This window comes from Pirellulales bacterium (genome assembly GCA_036490175.1).
Classification (GTDB): Bacteria; Planctomycetota; Planctomycetia; order Pirellulales; family JACPPG01; genus JACPPG01.
Window position 1 is genome coordinate 15,614 of sequence record DASXEJ010000014.1, and the last position, 17,653, is coordinate 33,266.

At 61.7% G+C, this 17,653-nt stretch carries 9 protein-coding genes; 3 read left to right on the forward strand and 6 right to left on the reverse strand.

All coding sequences use genetic code 11. The features are described from left to right. Positions 1–74 precede the first annotated feature (74 nt). The gene (locus VGG64_01225) at positions 75–3,116 is read left to right on the forward strand and encodes a PVC-type heme-binding CxxCH protein (protein HEY1598191.1); all 3,042 of its coding nucleotides are present in this window, start codon (positions 75–77) and stop codon (positions 3,114–3,116) included. Positions 3,117–3,159: 43 nt separating this feature from the next. Here the strand turns inward: VGG64_01225 and VGG64_01230 are convergent, their stop codons facing one another. Further along, on the reverse strand, positions 3,160–3,390 hold the full coding sequence (locus tag VGG64_01230; protein ID HEY1598192.1) for a hypothetical protein: 231 nt from the start codon (positions 3,388–3,390) through the stop codon (positions 3,160–3,162). A 294-nt stretch (positions 3,391–3,684) separates the two neighbouring features. On the opposite strand from VGG64_01230, the gene VGG64_01235 reads away from it, so the two are divergent. Next, positions 3,685–4,068 (forward strand): autorepressor SdpR family transcription factor, encoded by a 384-nt coding sequence (locus VGG64_01235; GenBank protein ID HEY1598193.1) that lies wholly within the window; start codon positions 3,685–3,687, stop codon positions 4,066–4,068. Between the two features lie 17 nt (positions 4,069–4,085). After that, positions 4,086–4,709 (forward strand): SdpI family protein, encoded by a 624-nt coding sequence (locus tag VGG64_01240; GenBank protein ID HEY1598194.1) that lies wholly within the window; start codon positions 4,086–4,088, stop codon positions 4,707–4,709. A gap of 79 nt (positions 4,710–4,788) precedes the next feature. On the opposite strand, the gene VGG64_01245 is transcribed toward VGG64_01240, so the two are convergent. From VGG64_01245 to VGG64_01265, 5 genes are all read right to left on the reverse strand, one after another. After that, positions 4,789–6,495: a PQQ-dependent sugar dehydrogenase gene (locus VGG64_01245; protein ID HEY1598195.1), complete on the reverse strand. Its 1,707-nt coding sequence runs from the start codon at positions 6,493–6,495 to the stop codon at positions 4,789–4,791. A 162-nt stretch (positions 6,496–6,657) separates the two neighbouring features. Beyond that, positions 6,658–9,636: an alpha/beta fold hydrolase gene (locus tag VGG64_01250; protein ID HEY1598196.1), complete on the reverse strand. Its 2,979-nt coding sequence runs from the start codon at positions 9,634–9,636 to the stop codon at positions 6,658–6,660. Between the two features lie 39 nt (positions 9,637–9,675). Continuing rightward, complete coding sequence (locus VGG64_01255; protein HEY1598197.1) at positions 9,676–14,436, reverse strand: amino acid adenylation domain-containing protein; 4,761 nt, start codon at positions 14,434–14,436, stop codon at positions 9,676–9,678. Positions 14,437–14,491: 55 nt separating this feature from the next. Further along, entirely contained in the window at positions 14,492–16,759 is a 2,268-nt protein-coding gene (locus tag VGG64_01260) for an AMP-binding protein (GenBank protein HEY1598198.1), read from the reverse strand. Positions 16,760–16,811: 52 nt separating this feature from the next. Beyond that, positions 16,812–17,653 (reverse strand): FtsX-like permease family protein (locus VGG64_01265; GenBank protein HEY1598199.1); only part of this gene is annotated, 842 nt, incomplete at its 5' end.

Consider the following 17,653-nt stretch of genomic DNA (forward strand, 5'->3'; position numbering starts at 1 on the left):
CAGTGCCCTTGCCGTTGCACGCCGGGGCAGGTTCCCGCCTTCCTAACACCTTCCAAGTCTCGGTGATTGTTCCCATGCCGCGCTATGCTCCCGCTCTGCTTACGGTAATCCTGCTGGCGACAAGCCACGTCCGCGCCGCGGATTCAACCACCATCCATAACACCCAGGCGGAAACGGTGCCGTTGCTCACTCCCGAGCAGGCGCTACGCTGCATCGCACTACCCGAGGGCTTTGCCGCCACGCTGTTCGCCTCGGAGCCTGTCGTCTCGCAGCCGATCGGCATCGCGACCGACGCTCGCGGCCGGCTATGGGTGGCCGAGAACAACACTTACGCCGAAGTCCCGCTCGGCTTCGATAACTCACAGCGTGACCGCATTGTCGTTTTGGAAGACGCCGACCACGACGGCCGCGCCGAACGGCACACTGTCTTCTGGGATCAGGCGCAGAAGTTGACCAGTGTCGAGACCGGCTTCGGCGGCGTGTGGGCGCTCTGTCCGCCACGGCTCCTTTTTATCCCCGATCGCAATGGAGATGACATTCCCGACGGCGAGCCCGAGGTTGTTCTCGATGGGTTCAACGACGCCGAGGTACGGCACAACATCGCCAATGGTTTGCGCTGGGGTCCCGATGGCTGGCTGTACGGGCGACACGGCATCCTCAGCACGTCGCTCGTGGCGGCTCCCGGTACACCCCCCGCGCAGCGCACGCCGGTCAGTTGCAGCATCTGGCGCTATCATCCGACTCGCAAATTGTTCGAGGTTGTCTGCCGCGGCACGACCAACTCTTGGGGCATGGATTGGGATGAACACGGCGAATTGTTCTTCATCAATACAGTGATCGGACATTTATGGCACGCCGTGCCGGGCGCGCACTTTCAGCGGATGTATGGAGAAGACGCCAATCCGCACACATACCAATTGATTGGCCAAACGGCCGATCACGTACATTGGGATACCGCCGAAGCATGGAGCGAAATCCGCAAGATCGGCGTTTCTCCAACCACCGACCAGGCCGGTGGCGGGCACGCCCATAGTGGTCTGTTGATTTATCAAGGCGACAATTGGCCCAATCGCTATCGCGGCACCGTCCTGACGATCAACTTTCATGGGCGGCGTCTGAACAACGATACGCTCGAACGCCAAGGAGCCGGATACGTCGCGCATCATGGGGCCGATCTGCTGCAAACTTCGGACCCCTGGTTTCGTGGGCTCGATCTGATCACCGGCGCCGATGGCGGCGTCTACATCGCCGATTGGAGCGATATCGGCGAATGCCACGACAACGATGGCATCCATCGTACGTCGGGCCGGATCTACAAAATCGTGTATGGACGGACCGAGCGCACCGCGATCGCCGCCGTCCCCCAGGGTGATGTGCGGCAGGCCAGCGACGCGCAACTTGTCGATCTGCAGTTTCAAACCAACGAATGGCTCGTTCGTCAGTCCCGGCAGGTATTGCAAGAACGCGCGGCGGCCGGCCGACTGTCAAACGATCTGACTGCTACATTACGATCGCGCTTTGCCGCCGCGGCCAACCCTCTCGAAAAAGTGCGCCTGTTGTGGTGCCTGCACGTCACCGACGGCGCCAGCGACGATTGGCTGCTGGCGCAACTCGACCAGCCGGACGAGCATGTTCGCGCCGGTGTCGTGCGCTTGCTGGGAGATGGCAAGGTTCCCTCGCCCCAAGTGCTGAAGGCCATCGCCAATCGCGCCGCGGTCGAGCCATCGGGCCTCGTGTCGGTTTACATGGCTGCGACGCTCCAGGCGTTACCCGTGGCGGACCTTTGGCTGCTGGCCGAACGGCTGGCGGCGCAGCGCGCATGGGCCAGCGATCCGGTCTTCCCGCTGATGCTCTGGTATGGGATCGAGCCGGCCGTGCCCGAGAATCCAGCCCAGGCCGTGAAGCTGGCCGCTTCGTGCCAGATTCCGCTAGTGACGCAGTTCATCGCGCGCCGATTGGCCGAGAATCTACAGGCTCTGCCCGCGCCGATCGATGAATTGATCGCGTTAGCCGCCGACGCGCGGCAACCCGCCCGCAGCCAGGCCATCCTGACCGGCGTGGCCGAGGCGCTGCGCGGTTGGCGCAAAGCCCCCGTGCCCCCGTCCTGGAATGATCTTTCGGAGGCGCTCGCTGGCAGCTCTGTTCCACAGATCGCCCAGTTGGTGCGCGAGCTTTCGGTTGTGTTCGGCGACGGACGCGCGCTCGATGAACTTCTGAAAACAGCGGCGTCCAAAACGGCCGACCCCGTCGTACGGCGCGATGCCCTCCGCGTGCTGGTCGAAGCCCGCGCCAATGCCCTGGTGCCGATCTTGCGCCATATGATCGACGAGCGCGATCTGGGGGCCGATGCGGTGCAAGCCTTGGCGGCGTTCGACGACGCCACCACGCCGGAGCTGCTCTTGCAGAGTTACCCCGGGCTGAAGGAGCCGGCCCGCGCGGCCACGATCGTCACGCTCAGCACGCGACCTGCCTGGGCCCGCGCGCTGTTAGTGGCCGTCGCGGCAGGCAAAATCGATCGCAGCCAGGTGCCGGCGTTTCAAGTTCGCCAAATGTCGACCTTTCCCGACGACGAGGTGCGCCGCCGCACGAGTGAGCTGTGGCCCGAGCTGCGCATGGTCTCGACCGAAAAGAAGACCCGTATCGAGCAATTGAAGTCCCGGCTGGCCCCGACGGATTTGGCTTCGGCTGATTTGTCCAAGGGCCGGCAGCGTTTCGTGCAGGCCTGCGCTACCTGTCACACGCTCTTCGGCCAAGGGACTAAGATCGGACCTGATCTGACTGGCGCCCAGCGCGCGAATCTCGACTATTTGTTGGAAAACATCGTCGATCCCGCAGCCACGGTTACCGAGGGCTTTCGCATGTCCACCGTGGTGCTCAGTGATGGCCGCCTGCTGAGCGGCATTTTGGCAAACCAGGGCGCGCCGATCCTCGCGCTGCAAACTCCCACCGAACGCCTGGCAATCAACCGCGCGGACGTGGAAGAGATTCACGCATCGACCCTCTCGCTGATGCCCGAGGGCTTGCTCGACCCGCTGCCGGAGAAAGACCTGCGCGATTTGGTCGGTTACCTAATGTCGCCCCAGCAAGTGCCGCTACCTGCGGGGGCAGGCCAGTGAATCAGCGGTCGTTGCCGCCCGCTCGTTCTGCTTGTCGGCCAAACTAACGCGAGTAGGACGGCGGATCGCTCGCAGGAAAGGACTCCCAGCACGCCTCATCAAGCGGGTCCTCCGGCACTGCCGGATTGTAGGGCTGGTCTATCTCGCGCGAGCTGGGTGCCTGCTGCTTCTCATTGCCGCCTGAGGTCGCACCCGTGGCCCGCTCTTGCGGGGCGCGGGCTGGCGAGTTCTGCAGCCGGCGACCGTCGTCAGTCATTTTCCGTGAACGTGTCATAATTGGTTCCTCCGATACGCCCTCTTTATGAATCATATAGGCTCACCAGTCTGGCACTCTTGAAATGTAGCGCGCGCCGCAACCTAGCAATCGCAAACGGCTATCCGCCTTGGGGTTTCCGTCTCTCGGGCAGTGATCCGGTCTTTTCAATCCGGCAATGCTAGAAACGTGGTAATTGGCAACCGTCAGTTCTCGATCCTTTACGGGCGCCCTCGACGGCGGGGCAACCGGGGCTATAATTTCGGTAGTTGGCGAAATACCGACATATGGTCTCGCGGACAAGGGGCCGCCTTGATGAATGCTGCGTTTCAAGCCCTTGGTGACCCGACCCGTCGCGAGATTCTCCGCCTATTGCGGGCCCGCGATATGACGGCCGGGGAAATTGCCGAGCAATTTCATCTCGCCAGGTCGACCCTCTCTGGACATTTCAACGTGCTGCGGCACGCGGGTTTGATCGTCGCGGAAAAATATGGCACCAGCGTGGTCTACAGCCTAAACATGTCGGTCGTCGACGAGACCGTGGCTGCTGTGCTGGATCTGTTCGATGTTGTTGGTCAACGAAAAAAGGCTCGACAATGGAACGCGAACGGCGCATTGGGGAACACGAAAGACGCAGCGGGGAAGGCGAACAGCGCTACGAACAAACCTGGCGCCGTGAAATCCCGCAAATCGTCTTGATTCTGGGAATGTGGAGCGTGGCAGCGGCCGCCTGGCGCTTTGCCCCGGATCGGTTGCCCGTGCATTGGAATCTGGCAGGCGAAGTCGATCGGTACGGTGGCAAGGTCGAAGGCCTATTGCTGTTGCCGCTGCTTGTCACCGCGCTGTATCCGCTTTTGCTGTTGTTGCCGCGCATCGACCCGGGCCGGGCCAACTACGCGACATTCGCCGACGTCTATACACTCATTCGTCTATCGATCACTGCCATGTTGGCGTTCGTCTATGCCTGCATTTTGCTGGCGAGTTTCGGATACCACGTCGACATGGGGCTGCTGATCCCGCTGGCCGTGGGAATATTGTTCTGCATCCTGGGTAACGTGACGGGCAAGATACGCCCGAATTGGTTTGTGGGAGTGCGCACGCCCTGGACCTTGTCGAGTCGTGACTCCTGGAACAAAACACATCGGCTGGCGGGTCGTCTCTTTGTCGTGCTGGGGTGCACCTTTGCTGCGTACGGCTTTCTGCAGACCGTGTGGATGCTCACCGCCGTGATCGCGTTAGGCGTTGCCATGCTGTTGTGGATCGTGATTTACTCGTACCTGGTCTGGCGGCACGATCCGAATCGCCTCTGTCCGGCCGGGACATCTCCGCACAGCGACTGAGTTGCGACGAACCCGAGGGCCTGCTCTCGGTCACCTCGACCCTTGGCTGAAGACAAACTCTTTGGTTCGGCGGATGATCTCAAGACGACTTAAGGGCGCACTGCGATTTCGCTCCGTTGCGCTTTCCGGCATGCACCGCCGCATACGACATTAGTGCGACCGCCGCCAGCGCCGCGGTGGCAGGTTCGGGCACGCTCGTACCAGAGCCTGTGCCAGATCGTTGCAGCCAGTGCGTGGCCACCAGATTTACGTCCAGCCCATTCACGATGCCGTCGTGATTGACGTCGGCCGGCAGGTTGCTTCCCCTTTGCAGCCAGTTGCCGGCTATCAGGTTCACATCCAGACCGTTGACGACGCCGTCATGCGTGCCGTCCCCGGGCACGGTTGCCGCCACGATTTTGTAGAGAGAGCCGTTACCGTCGACGATGTACAGTTCGCCGCTGGCGTCGGTGCCGAACGAGTGGGGCTGATCGAGCGAAAAACCCGTGCCGGTAAACAGCTGACTGGTAATGTCGGTAAAGTTCGTGGCGGTCGTGCCGTCGTAGTTCATCGTGAAGATGCGTCCCAGACTGTCCGGGTTGCTGCTGTTGGCCGGTCCCAATAAATCGCCGAAGACATATTTACCGTCGAGCGCCGGAACGCCTGCGCCGTGATAAACGTATCCACCAATCACGGCCTGTCCGCCGATTGGCTCTTGCGCAGTCGGAACATGCGGGTAGTCAAGGATGGGGTCCACCGCCCCGGCAGGCTTCGGGCCACCAACGCCGCCCGAGGGTGTCGCGATCGTCCCTTCGCGTAGCCGCCAGCCGTAGTTCTCGCCGCCGCCCGGGTTGCTGGCTTTCTGCACGTCGATTTCCTCGCGCGCGCCCTGTCCTACGTCGCCAATCATCAGGTTGCCGGTTTGCGAGTCGAAGCTATCGCGAAACGGATTGCGCAGCCCATACAGCCACACTTCCGGCGCGCCGCTCGCGCCGTTGGCAAACGGGTTGTTGGCAGGAATGGCATAGTTGGGATGTGCCGCCGGGCCGGGGGTATCAACGTTGATACGCAACATCTTGCCTAGCAAACTGAAGGTATCTTGCGCGTTGCCAGTCGGCTCTACGTGACCGGTCCCCTGATCGTTGCTGTTGCCGCCGTCCCCCATGGCGATGTACAGGTTGCCAGAGTCGCCCGGCCGGTTACTGAACCCGATCCAACCGCCGTTATGATTCGTTTCCGGCTGGTCGATCGTCAGCACGTCAGTAGCGCTGGCAGGATTCGCCACATTGGGATTGGACGAAACCTGATATCGCGTGATGTGAGTCACACCTGAGTTAAAAGCGCCTCCGTTGGCCGTGTAATCGACGTAGAACTGGCCATTCGTTGCGTAATTTGGATCAAAGGCCAGACCCAACAATCCTTGTTCGCCGCCGGTGGCGATGCCCGAGATTTGCAAGAAGGGCGTCGAGCTGATCGAGTTGTCGGCCAAGTTCAGAATCTTGATGTCGGCCGTACCGCCCGATCCCTGTTCGACAATAAACAGTTGATTGGGATCACCTGGCGCCGACGTGGCAAAAAGCGGCGCGTTCAAGCCGTCAGCCACCCGAATCAATGTCTGGCCGAAGGCAGCCGGACTGGATGCCAAGAGGATCGTAGCGACTACCATTAGCCGTGCCATGAAGCAACAGCGCGCGAGAAAACGTCGCGGCAAAGCTTGCCCGGCCGGCTGCCGAACGCCCAGGCAAGCTAGGTCACGCGCAGAAATCTGAAACTCACGCCGCACGCACGTGTCGAGAATGCGAGGCATGATGTGCTCCGGGAGTCTGTCGCCCCCTGCGATCACGCGAGCCCGCGTTGGCTCTCGTACTGGCTACGTGAGCATAGCCGAAACCTGCGGCAAAGAAGCGCGCTCGAACGGTGCAATTCGCAGGAATTTTGAAATCATTGCGCTACGTCTCGATTCGCTCCGTCACGATCCTGCGCAGCACTCTTCTGCGATGGCCTGTTCTGGCGCAGCAGCTGTCAGCCAGCGATCCAACATGGCTGCCAGTTGACCAACCACCGGAGGCTGCAGCATGGTGAGGTGCGTGCTGTCGGGCAGTTCGTATACCACGGTGCCTCCCGCGGCCCAGCTTCCCCAACCCAACAACGGATCAGCATGCATTGGCGTTGCCTGCTGCGAGGCCCGAATCAACGTGATCTTTGCGTCCAGCGGCTGCGGTCGGAAGGCTGCGACCGCCTTCATGTTGGCCTCGAAAACATCAAAGACCGATCGTGCGCCCCCCGCCCCCGCGCCGGCCAACAGCAACCGCGCCCCCTCGGCCCGCGTGCGAAAGTATTCCACTTGCTCGGCCAGCGGACGTGTGCGCAGGTCTTGCAATTGACCGGCATCATCACCAGGGAACATCATCTGTAGCATCGGCACGAGATCATTCTCGTCGAGCACACGATCAGGACCCGGGATAGCCGCGTCGATGAGCGCCACCAGCGAGACCTCGTCGCCTGAGATTTGTAGTTGCCTGGCCATCTCGAAGGCCACCAGGCCCCCGGTCGACCATCCGCAAATCCGATAGGGGCCCGCCCCCTGCACGGACTTCATGACCTGAATGTAGTGCGCGGCCATGGCTTCGATCGTGTCGTGCGGGGCCAGCGTGCCGTCGACACCTTGTGCCTGCAGCCCATACAGCGGCACATCGGCCGACAGGTGCTGCGCCAACTCGATATAGCAAAACACCGTGCCACCGGCCGGATGAACGCAGAACAAAGGCAATTGCGTACCGTGCGGACGGATCGGCACCAGCGAGGCGTTTTCGTCGCGAGACGATGCGTTACGCAACAACTGCGACAAATGCGCGACGGTCGGCTCTTCGGCCAGCGCTGCCAATGGCAAACGGCGGCCGAATTCTTCTTCCAATCGCGCGATCAGCGCCACGGCCAGGCTCGAATAGCCGCCGAGCTCAAGAAATCCATCGGTCACGCCAATCGGCTCGACCCCCAACACCTGCGACCAGATTGTCGCCACGCGGGCCTCGAGCGCATCGCGCGGGGGTACGTAGGCGTGCGACATGTCTCCCCGCGTTCGCGCCGGCGCAGGTAGCGCCGTGATATCGACTGTTCCGGATGCATCCAAAGGGAGCGCATCCATGGACCGCCAGGCCGTGGGAATCATCGCTGCGGGCACGCGCTCGACCAGATAGCGCCGCAATTCATTCACCACCAGCGCATGATCGCCCGGGGCGATTGCAATCTGCGAAGTCGGTCGTGGTACAAAGAAAACTGCCAGCCGCGTGCCCCGTTCACGATCGGCCGAGCAGGTTACCGCCGCGCGTTCGACCAATGGATGGAGCCGCAACACGGCTTCTACCTCGCGCGGATCGACCGCATAGCGACCAATCCGCGGGCAAGGCGTGGAATCGACGCGGCTCTCGCTGGGTCCCAAGAACTCGATCTGCCCATCAGCCTGCCAGGCGGCGCGATAGCCGGTCAGACGCCATTGCGGGCTGCCGCTTTGTTCGGCATCTTCGACCCACAGGATTCCGGGCATATCGACAGGCGTCGATTGACCGGCCGCATCGAGGATTCGCAGCGCCGGCTCGCCATCAACCGGCAAGGTCTGCCGAGATGCTTTGGCCAGCCCCAAGTCACAAACCCGAGAGTCCGCTCGCGTGATGATGGCCTGCAGCACGGTGGCCGTTTGTTCGAGCACCTGCACTGCCGTCGCGGCCGAATAACGTTCGGCGTCGTACAACAGACGCAACAAGATCTCGCGGCCCGGGTTTACGATCAGCGTCAGCGGATAGTTCGAGGTAGCCGTGCCGTGAACGTCACGCACCACCACATCGGCGGCACGCCACTGTTCGATCGAGTGCAGCGGATAATTCTCGAAGACCACCAACGAATCGTACAGCCGGCCGTCGGGCAGTTCCGCCGCACGGGCGATTTGCTGCGACGAGCAGTGCTCGAACGGGTGCGCCGCGACCTGTGCGGATTGCAGTCTTGCAAACAACTCGGGCAAAGTATCTTCGAGGGCAATTGGCACCCTCACGGGCACATTGTTTACGAAAGGGCCGACGATCGTGTCCACGTCCGGAACCTGTGACGGACGGCCCGACACGGTGACACCGAATACCACCTCGTCGACGTCCGCATATCGCGCCAGCAAGACCGACCAAGCCGCCTGGACAAGTACACTCTGACTGACGTGCTGCGAAATCGCCATTTCCTGGAAACGAGACGATTCACTGGCGTTCATTCGCACTTGGCACTCGCCCTGCTGGGCGTCCGCCGACGTGCGTCGAGCTGCCTGCTCCGGTAGCGGGATTTGCGGTGCCGGACTGCGGCCGGCCAGCTGCTCGCACCAGAATCGTTCGGCCTCGCCGGCATCTTGCGAGGCTAACCACTTCACGTAATCGCCGAACGAGCCGCACGGTTCGGGCGTCGGTGTGCGACCCTGCCGTAATTGCTCGTAGAATTGGAACACCTCGCGCAGCACAATGCCGACACTCCAGCCGTCGAGCACAAAATGATGGCAGGTCCAGGCAAAAAACCACTCTTGCTCTGCCATCTGCACCAATTGCAAACGCATCAACGGGGGCTTTGTCAGGTCTAAACCCGCGCGCCGCGTCTCGGCCAGTAGTGCGTCGCGCCGCGCCAGGCGCTCGTCCTGGGGTAGATCGCGCCAGTCAAGTTGCTGCCAGGGCATCTCGATCGCGCGGCGAACCACCTGGACCGGCTTCTTCAAACCTTGCCAGGCCGGCGCCGAACGCAGCAGCGCATGCCGCGCAACGACCAACGTCCAGGCCTGCCGCAACAAATCGGCATCCAGCGGGCCAATGATCGAGCAGCGGAATTGCTCGACCATTAGCTGCGAATCCTGCTCTGCTAGCGCATGCGCCAGCATCAACTCTTGTAACGGCGCCAAGGCCCAGACGTCTTCGACATGTTTCATATGGGAATCGCCCCGTGCCGGTGGCACTAGGATAAGATTTCATCCTTCGCCTAAGAGCAGCTTCAACGCTTCAAGATCCGCCTGGTCGACGTCTGCTAGAGGGAAATCGGTCGGTGCTAACGCGCTTGCCTCGGCCGAGTTGCTCGTCGCCACAAGCACTTGCAGTTCACCCAAATAATCAGTTGCCAATTGTTCGATCGTTTCGGCCCGATGCAGCGCCCGGCTGTAATGCCACTCTAGATGAAGCTGTCCGTCGCTGACGTAGACGATGATCTCCCACAGATGCCGCCGCGCGGTGCAGGGGCTAACCGACGATCCCGTGGATTCCATCGCTGCGGCAAATAACGCCTCGCCTTGCAACGCGTTATCGAATTGCCCCAAGTAGTTGAAGCAGACCTCGCTCGAAGGCGCCGTGGCCATGCGATCGCGGACGACGGGATCGCTTGGCAGCCAACGCAGCATGCCGTAATCAAGGCCGCCATTGCGAACAGCTCGCAATTGTTCTTTGACGGCGCGGACACGTTCGCCCACGCGGGCATGTGCAGGCAGCCGGAGAGTTATCGGATAGAGCGAGGTGAACCAACCCACGGTGCGCGACAGATCCACGTCGTCGAACAGAACTTCGCGACCGTGCCCTTCCAGATTTAGCCGCACCGCGTCTTTGCCAACGAATCGGGCGATCGTCCCGGCCAGTGCCGTGACCAGCAATTCGTGCGGGCGTGCTCGATAGGCGTTGGGCGCCTCGCTCAGCAATTGCCTGGTCGTTTCGACGTCTAGCTGCCGAGCGACCGTCGCCAACGTGGCATAGACGTTATCTTCGCCGCTTGGTTCTCGCGGGATCTGCACGCACGGCTGCGCGTCAGAAAGCCAGGAAGGCAACACTTTCCGCATCTCTTCACTGTCGGCAAGTTCCACCAGCCGACGCGACCATTCAGCCAGCGACGTGGTCTTGGGCGCGAGAACCGGATCCGTATCGGCCTCGATTTGCTGGCACAGCGAGTTCAGATCAAATAGCAAAATGCGCCAACTCACCGCGTCGACTACCAGGTGGTGGATCACAAGCAGCAATCGCGCGGGGCGTTGCGGACCGAGATCAAAGTAGACGCATTGCACGACCGGCCCCCGCTCTAGATCCAACGTCCGCTGTGCACGAGCAGCTATCGACTCGATCTCTTGAAAGACGTCATCGTCGGGCGTGCCCGCTAGATCCACTCGTGACAGAACCGGGCGATCTTCCGGCGGCGCGATGTCTTGTTGCCATGCGCCCTCTGCGGATCGCGTGAATCGAGCCCGCAGGGCATCGTGATGAACAAGAAGCATTCGCACGGCCCGATCGATCGATTCGCTACGCACACTTCCCTTGACAGAAAGCATGATCGCCTGGTTGTTGAAGCTGTAATCGTCCGAGGCAAGAGCGAAGAATTCGTGCTGAATCGGCAGCAATGCCGCTGGCCCCACAACCGGGCCTTGCGGTGCGCATTTTGCAGGCGCCGACACGGCAACGCACGCTAACTGTGCGATCGTTTGGTTTTGAAAAAACTGTTTCGGGGTAATTTGCAGGCCGGCTGCGCCTGCACGGGCGATAACCTGAATGCTGCGAATGGAATCGCCGCCCAGTTCGAAGAAATTATCATGGACTCCCACGCACTCGAGGCCGAGGATTTCCTGCCAAATCTGCGCGAGCGTGCTCTCAATGCGGTCGCGCGGCTCGAGGAAAACGGCCTGGCCCTCGGTACGCTGCCAATTCGGCGTCGGCAGTGCCGACACGTCGACTTTGGCGCATGTCAGTCTCGGCAGCCGATCCATAACTATGATCGCGGCGGGCAGCATTGGTGCAGGAAGCCGCGCCGCGAGAAAAGCACGCAGGTCCTGATCGCTCAGCGCCGAGCCTGCCGCGCAACCCACATAGGCGGCCAGGCGTTTCGATTCGCCAGCGCCGTGAGCCACGACGATGGCCTCGCGCACCTGTTCGTGCAGTTGTAGCGCCGCCTCGATCTCGGCTGGCTCGATACGGTGACCACGTACCTTTACTTGTCGATCAATTCGACCAAGGAATTCCAGGTTCCCGTCCGGAAGGTAGCGCACCAGGTCTCCGCTGCGATACATTCGTGCGCCGCGGCGTGTCGCGAAGGGGTCGGCGAGAAACCGCTCGGCGGTGAGTTCCGCGCGCCGCAGATATCCACGCGCCACACCCGCGCCCCCGATATACAGCTCGCCCGCAACTCCCACAGGCACCGGCTGACGAAACTCGTCCAGCACATACAACCGCGTGTTGGCGATCGCACGACCGATTGGCAAAACGCTCGTCGAAGTAGCCGGCATTTCGCCGGTCCCGTCAAAAATGGTACTCGTAATCGTGGCTTCGGTAACGCCGTACGCGAACAAGAATCGGATCGACGTGCCGACCGCGGTGCGCCAACGTCTAAGTTGCTCTGCCGGCAAGATATCTCCTCCGGCGAGCACGGTTTTCAAATGCCGTGCGGGCGCTCTCCCTGAAATCGCGAGCTCGTCAACCAGCGACGACCAAACCGGCACGGGCAGATGAAGGATATTCACGCCTTGTTCGCGCGACCAATCCAGCAACACACGGCCCGACAACTCGGCAGGCGCGGGATGCAAGCACAAAGTGGCGCCACTGGCGAGCGTTGGGAATATCTCTTCGGCGGCAGCGTCGAAGCTGAGCGACAGATACTGCAACAAGCGATCGCCTGTTGTTAGTCCGTATTGTTCGACAAGTGCCTGCGCGTGATTTACTAAGCCACGGTGTTCGACCTCGACCCCCTTGGCCTGCCCGGTCGAGCCCGATGTGTAGATGACATAGGCCACGTTCAGCGGCCCGGCCGTAGTTTCGGACTGGGGCGCATCGCTCGCCGCCGTAATACGGGGCGCATCGACATCGAGCAGGATTGTACGATAAGGCCCAGGCGGAAGAGTTGCCGCCGTCTCGCTATCGGTGACCAGCAGCGAGACGCGTGCATCGTCGATCATTGCTGCGCGGCGCGACTCGGGATAGTGCGGGTCGATGGGCAGGAACGCCGCGCCGGATTTCAAGATTCCCAACAGCGTGGTGATCAACGCCGGCGAACGCTCCAAGCATACCCCGACGCAAGTGTCGACCTGAGCGCCTTGATCGATCAGGTATCGCGCCAGGCGATTACTCAAGCGATCGAGCTCACCGTAGGTCAGTTGCGACCCTTCACATAGCACGGCCACGGCATTGGGGGAGCGCCGCGCTTGCTCGGCGAACAATTCGTGAATGCACCGGTCGTGGGAAAAGGGCACTTCGGTGTCGTTCCACACTTCCAGCAGCATGTGCCGGTTGCGCGCCGTCAGAATTGGCAAATCAAATACGCAAACGTCCGAGTCGGCGACTGCCTCGCCGAGCAGCGTCTCGTAGGCACCGAGCATGCGCTCGATGGTCGCGGAATCAAATAAATCCGTGTTGTACACCAGCGACAAATCGAGCCGATCGGCATGTTCGTCCACATTCAGCGTCAGATCGAAATTCGACAATGGCGCGTGGTCAAACGTCGTGTCTGTGATCGTCAAACCCGCGATCTGCCGCGAGCGAACCGGGATGTTTTGCAGCACGAACATCACCTGCGCGAGTGGCGTGCGGCTCAGGTCGCGCGTGGGCTGCAAATCTTCCACTAACTGCGAGAAGGGCAGGTCCTGGTGGGCATAGGCCGAGAGCATCGTCGCGCGTAGCTGGGCTACGAACGTACGAAACGAAGGGTTTTCCTCTAAACGACCGCGAATCACCAGCGTGTTGGCAAAGAAACCGATCAACCGCTCTAACTCGGGGCGGCTGCGATTGGCAATCGGCGTGCCGACACAAACGTCGCGCTCTTGGCACAGGCGTGCCAAGAGCACCTGAAAGGCGGCCATCAGCACCATGCACAGCGTGGCGTTCTCTTCGGCCGCCAGGCCACGCAAGGCATGTAACAAACAACCGCCGACACGGCAGCGACGCACACCTCCACCATATGTTTGCATTGCGGGACGAGGGTGATCGAGTGGGAGGGCCAACGGGCCCGGCCGGTCGGCCAATTGCTCGCGCCAATAGCGCAAATGCCGCTCGCCGGCGAGGCCGTGCCCAGGGCCGCGCTGCCAGGCGGCGAAGTCGGCATATTGCAAGGGCAGCGGACGAAGTTGTGCCGGCTGCTTTAAAATGGCGGCTGCATAGAATGCCGCCACTTCGTCACGCAGTACTGCCATCGACCAACCGTCGCAAATGATATGGTGCAGCGTGAGCAACAGCACGTGCTCGTCGGCGGCCAGGCGAATCAAGGTCCCCCGCACGAGCGGACCGCGTTCGAGACAAAAGGGCGCGAGCGCCTCGGCGACCGTGATCTGGTCGAGCTGCTGTTGACGCGCCTCCGGCGTGCAAACGCTCAAGTCGATACGCGCGAGCCGAAAGTCACAGTCCGGGCTGACGACCTGTTGGGGCTGTCCGTCAACGGCGCGAAAAAGTGTCCGCAGCGCATCGTGCCGCACGATGACCGAGCGCAAGGCCGCTTCCAACAACTCGCCATCCAAGTCCCCTTGGATACGCGTGGCAATGGGGACGTTGTAGAAAGGATTATTCGGCTCCAGTTGGTCGAGAAACCACAATCGCTCTTGGGCAAATGACAGCGGAGCCGGTTCTTCGACTTTGCGCCGCGCGATCTGTGTCTGAGTCGCCTGCGTATCGTCGACCGGACCGCCTTGCAGCCGTTCGAAGAGCGCGCGCTTGGCCGGCGAGAGCGCGGCAAGACGCTCGACTGATAATTCCGTCGAGAGATTGCAGTGTCCTGACATGAGAGGCGGGTATGCGGAGTCTGCTTCGGGGTGGTCCCAATCGCGCGGGCCGTTTCTAGTGCTGGGTTACGCCGGCCGTATCACCATTGCTTGAGGGGACGGTCAACGAGTAGTAACTGGCATGCGACTTGGGTGTGGTCGATGGGCGCGGCGCGGCGACGTTCGGAACCGGGCCCCCGGCGAGCAGCGCCTCGGCATCCTCATCGGATACGGTATCCAAATAATCCAATAACGCCGCATCCGCCGACCGCCGTTGTACTGCTTGTGTGGTATGTGCGGTGATCATTTCAGCAAGGGCCGCCACGGTCGGCCGATCGAACAAATCTCGCAACGGAATTTCGGCGCCGAGCTGATCGGCCAATCGCGTCATCAATTGGGTTGCCAACAGACTGCTGCCCCCCAGGTCGAAGAAGCTGTCAAAGATGCCGACCTGTTCGATGTCCAAAATCTCGGCCCACATGCCCGCCAGGTGCGATTCGAGTTCGTTTCGCGGCGCGACGTAGGTCTCCAGTCCGGGCCGCGCGCACGGGGTTTGCCAGGTGTGCAGCACTTCCAACTCGCCGCTTAGATATTGCTGCCGGCAGGCATGACGTTGGATCTTGCCGCTAGTGGTCTTGGGGATCGTCCCTTGCCGCACCAGCACCACGGCGTCGACCGCCAGATCGTGCGCTTCGAGGATCGCCCCCCCGATGGCTCGCGACACTTCGTCGAGATCCGCCTTCTTGGGACGGGTGATTTCTTGGACCAGAATCAATTGCTCGCGTCCGCCTTCGTCGATCGAAAACGCCGCCGAACCGCGCGGCTTAATTGCCTCGTGGCAGTTCTCGATCGATTGCTCGATGTCCTGCGGGTGAAAGTTACGGCCGCGGATAATAATCAAGTCTTTAAAGCGTCCGCTGATGAACAGTTCGCCGTTGTCGATAAAGCCCAAGTCGCCGGTGCGCAAGAAAGGCCCTTCGCCTGTCGCGGTGACGGCCTGGAATCGGGTGCGCGATTCTTCAGCCTGGCCCCAATAGCCGCCAGCCACGTTGGGCCCGGCAATCCAGATCTCGCCGACGTCGCCCGGTCCGAGCGGCGCCCGAGTCTGCGGATCAACAATCGCCAGGCGCAGGTTCGCCGGCGGGCGCCCGCAACTAACCAGCGACCGTGCGTGCGCTCCGGCCTTGGCAATCGCCACGGCACGATTCTGCGTTAGTGCAGCGGCGTCGTAATTGACGACTCTCGGCCCCGTGTCTCTTGGCGAGGCGCTGACGAGCAACGTCGCTTCGGCCATGCCGTAGCAGGGGCAGAAGATTTCCCGACGAATGCCGCACTCGCCGAACGCTTCGACAAAACGCTCGATCGTTGCCCGGCGCACCGGCTCGGCGCCGGAAAGGGCCAAGCGAACGCTGCCGAGATCCAGGTCGCGACGATCTTCCGCTTTGATCTTGCGCACGCACAGGTCATAAGCGAAATCGGGCGCGGCCAACGTCGTGGCGCGATACGCGGCCACGGCTTGTAGCCACCGCAGCGGTTGCTGAAAAAACGCCAGCGGAGAGAGCATCACATTCCGTCGGCCGCTGTACCAGCACTGGAAAATTCCACCGACCAGTCCCATGTCGTGATAGGCTGGCAGCCACGTGCAGACGATGGCGTTCTCTAGATCGATCATCTGCTCCATCTGCGCCATGTTCGCCAGCACATTGCCGTGGCGCACCAGGACCCCCTTGGGCGTACCGGTCGATCCGGAGGTGTATTGCAAGAAGGCCGGCGTGTCGCGATCCAACGTTGGCGCCGCCCATGCATCGGCCAGGGAAAGTTCGATCGTATCGCTGGGCAACAATTGTCCCAGGCCCGGAATGGCGCCCAACATCGCGCCGGCCCACGCCAGGTCGGCGGCCGTCCCCAATAACACCGACGCTTGGGCGTCGCTGACGATGGCTTCTAAGCGCGGCAGGGTGCGGGCCGCACGCAATGGGTCGGGCGGAAACACGGGGATCGCCACTACGCCGGCATACAGGCAGCCGGCCAAGGCGGCGATGTAATCCAATCCGGAATCGTACATCAACAGCGCGCGATCGCCGGGGCGGCAGGTCTGTTGCAGACGTGCCGCGATTGCCCGAGCGCGCTCGTCGAGCTGGGAATAGGTACGGTCTTCGGGGGCCGTAACTTCTCCGCCGGGTAAAAACGTAAACGCGACCCGATCGGAGTTCTCGGCCGCGCGGCGGCGAAATACCTCGACCAGGCTACGGGCCTGCAATCCGGCGGCGCCGGCCCCTTGCATCGGAAAGCAATTGTCTGGGCTCACGTTGGTCAATCCGGAGGTTGGCGTGTCAGTAAACATCAGGGTGGCTTCTGGCGGGTCAGACTGGCGGTTCAGATTTCTCCCAGTCATTTTACCCCTGCTGCCGCAGCGCGACAGTCGGCAGCAACTGGGCGGCGCGGTAAGCGGGGTAGATTGCCCCCAGGATTCCAATGAGCAGCGCGATAAAGATACCTTGCGCGATGACAGGCGCGGCGACATGTCCGCTAATTAATCCGGCGGCAGCCGGCGCGCGGCTTAGCACTTGCATTATCAAGAGTGCAACAAGTGTGCCAAGAATCCCGCCCCCCAGGCTTAGCAGACTCGACTCGATCAGGATCATGCGAACGATGCGGCTGCGGCGCCAGCCGATGGCGCGGAGGATGCCGATTTCGCTGGTCCGCTCGAACACCGAAATGATCATCGTGTTGAGCATGCCGATCGCGCCGATTACCAGTGCGATGGCGGAAATGCTCCAGGCCAGGGCCGAAGCGATTTGTATTTTTGAGTCGGTCGCCACGTAGCTTTCGGTGGCCATTGCCGAGACGCCCACGTCCAACGCCTGGATCGCGACCACTACCTTGTCGACAGCGGCCGTGTCCGCGTCGCGGTCGACGGTCACGTTGAAGGCCGTGACCTGGTTTGTTTGATCCAGCATCCGCTGCAGCTCGGCGAGCGGGACGATCATCGCGCCATTGTCGAAGATGTTGCCCCCGTCGTAGATACCGACGATGCGGCAGCGTTCGTTGTCGTAGATCTCTAGTTCATCGCCGACATGTTTGCCCAGATTGGCAGCCAGGATTTGCCCGAGCATGACGACGTGCGGCTCATCGGCCGCGAACCATTGACCAGCGGCCAATTGCCGCTCGTGCTTCATGCGCTCGGTCGGTTCCAGGCCCTGCACCACTACGCCGACGGGTCCGAGAGCCTCTAACG

Coding starts and splice junctions, on each gene's coding strand:
- VGG64_01235 (HEY1598193.1), top strand. CDS start 3,685: ATGAATGCTGCGTTTCAAGCCCTTGGTGACCCGACCCGTCGCGAGATT.
- VGG64_01245 (HEY1598195.1), bottom strand. CDS start 6,495: ATGCCTCGCATTCTCGACACGTGCGTGCGGCGTGAGTTTCAGATTTCT.
- VGG64_01230 (HEY1598192.1), bottom strand. CDS start 3,390: ATGACACGTTCACGGAAAATGACTGACGACGGTCGCCGGCTGCAGAAC.
- VGG64_01250 (HEY1598196.1), bottom strand. CDS start 9,636: ATGAAACATGTCGAAGACGTCTGGGCCTTGGCGCCGTTACAAGAGTTG.
- VGG64_01260 (HEY1598198.1), bottom strand. CDS start 16,759: ATGTTTACTGACACGCCAACCTCCGGATTGACCAACGTGAGCCCAGAC.
- VGG64_01255 (HEY1598197.1), bottom strand. CDS start 14,436: ATGTCAGGACACTGCAATCTCTCGACGGAATTATCAGTCGAGCGTCTT.
- VGG64_01225 (HEY1598191.1), top strand. CDS start 75: ATGCCGCGCTATGCTCCCGCTCTGCTTACGGTAATCCTGCTGGCGACA.